The sequence below is a fragment of the Synechococcus sp. R6-7 genome (assembly GCF_047461695.1).
GTDB lineage: Bacteria > Cyanobacteriota > Cyanobacteriia > Thermostichales > Thermostichaceae > Thermostichus.
Map to the genome: position 1 here is coordinate 1 of NZ_JANSHS010000291.1, position 1,943 is coordinate 1,943.

Consider the following 1,943-nt stretch of genomic DNA (forward strand, 5'->3'; position numbering starts at 1 on the left):
TGGAGAGTGTGGGCGTGCTAACCAACTTTTTGATTACGCCCATGTCTTTCCTAGGGGCCACCTTTTTCGATCCCGCCCAGTTGCCGACCTACCTGCAGGTGCTGGTCTATTGCCTGCCCCTTTCCTACGCCAGCATTGGCATGCGGGCAGCCGCCTACCAGCCGCTTGCGGAGTTTCCCTGGTACACGGTGGGAGTTTTGGGCGGCTTGGCGGTAATCCTGGCTTTTGTGGGAGCTTATCTGTTTTCCCACCAGCAGGACTAGCTGCCCTTGCCAAATACTTCTGGGTAGCGAGCCAGCTGCTCTTGCAAATCTTGGTTGTAGCGCAGAACAAGCACGCGGTAGCCCCGTCCCTGCAGCTGCGAGCGCAGTTGGCGATCCCGTTCCGCTTGGGCAGGCTGGTCGTGGACTGGGCCATCGCAGAAGATGCAGATGTTGGGGCTGTAGAAGAAGTCAACGACGCAGTCGGGATCGGCAATGGCTTTCTGGGCATCCTCAGGCAGCCGATACCCTCCTGCTGCCAGCGTTTCGAGAAAGCGGCGCTCCAGTTCAGAGCGAGGGTCCAGGAGCTGGCGCAGCCACTCCAGGTGCTCTTGGCGGGAGCGACCCAGGGAGCGCAGCTCGGTGCGGCTGTTGACCAGCAGGCCCAAAAGATCCCGGATCTGATAGCGGTCAAGCTGCAGCGCTTCCCGTTGGTTGGCATAGCTGAGCAGGCATTCGTAGCAGGCTGCTCGGCATTCGGGCCGCAGGTCTTGGATCCCGGCCTCTGAAAGCTGGAAGTGACAGATCTCCAGCGCCACTTGGGCCACTTCCGCTAGAGCCTGGGGCTCTTCCACCAGGCGCCGCAGGACGCCAGCGCCCCCTTCTGCTGTTTCGTAGAAGAGCATGGCCTGATGGGATCCCTGGCCGATGCACTCGGCGGCCAGCTCTGTCTCTTCTAGCTCAAAGGTCTCTTCGATCCCTCGCTTGAGGGCATAGCGCAGGGTGGTCTCCAGGGCCTGCGGATTCTCCACCCCTGGCTGAACCAGGCGCACCAGCAACAGGTTTTGGGTACTGCGCACCGCCAGGCGAATGGACTGCAGGGGGACTGGGTTGGACGAGCCTGCCCTGTTCCGCTCAAGCTGATCTCGCGAGGGAACTTCCCCATTTTCAAAGTTGACCAAAAAGCCGCGCCCTCCACTTCCCCGCCAGCCGTGGTTGATGCGTAGCAGGGTGGCCGCCGGGGCATAGCGCAACTGCAGCAGGGGAGTTTGTCCGCTCAGCACATCAGCTTCTTGGACGCGGTAGCCAGAGCTTTCGGGAGCAAACTGGAAGAAGGTCTGCAACTCGTAGCCTTGCCGCCGCCGCTCCTCTTCGTCAGCTGTGATGCGATCCCGCCGCCGCATGCGCACATTGGGCATTTCCAGAAGCTGGGTAAAGAGGCTGTTTTGCCCATCGAACTGGGTGCCGCAGACGGGGCAGCAATCCAGGTGGGGATCGGCAAAGGCCCCACAGCTAAAACAGAGCTTGTGGCTACTTTTGCGCTCCTCCAGGCCGCCGGGCGGAGCCTGAAACGCCACTGCTTCCCACTGGCAGCCCTCATGGTAGAGGAAGTTGTGGGGAGCAAACTCGCGGATAGCCAAAAAGCGAGGCCGGGCGATGAACTCGCCCTCGCTGCCGCGGGGCACCCAGGCCCGCACGGGCAAGGCGGGGAAGTTGTAGCCGGGCAGGAACCCTTCGCTGGCTAGGTAGCGGTAGGGGTAGAAGTCGCTTTCCTCCCGCTGGGTATCGATTTGCAACAGTAGGTTCCGCTGGCGCAGAGCCTCCTGCTGGCGGCGCCTGGCTTCCTGCTGGTCTTCCCGACGGCGAGCCATCTGCAGTTGCTGGTTGGCGGCTTCTAGCTGTTGCGTGGCGGCCCGATAGAGCTCCCGCCAGCGGTCAAAAGCGCGGTCAAAGGCGCGGGGG

General features: G+C 62.2%; 2 protein-coding genes. One reads left to right on the forward strand and one right to left on the reverse strand.

The features are described from left to right. Positions 1-263: ABC transporter permease (locus NW815_RS08940; protein ID WP_414415924.1), on the forward strand; the 263-nt coding region annotated here is incomplete at its 5' end. On the opposite strand, the gene NW815_RS08945 is transcribed toward NW815_RS08940, so the two are convergent. Further along, positions 260-1,943, reverse strand: a 1,684-nt coding sequence (locus NW815_RS08945; RefSeq protein WP_414415925.1) for a Zn-binding domain-containing protein, incomplete at its 5' end; no start/stop codon positions are given. The two genes, NW815_RS08940 and NW815_RS08945, sit on opposite strands and share 4 nt — an antisense overlap.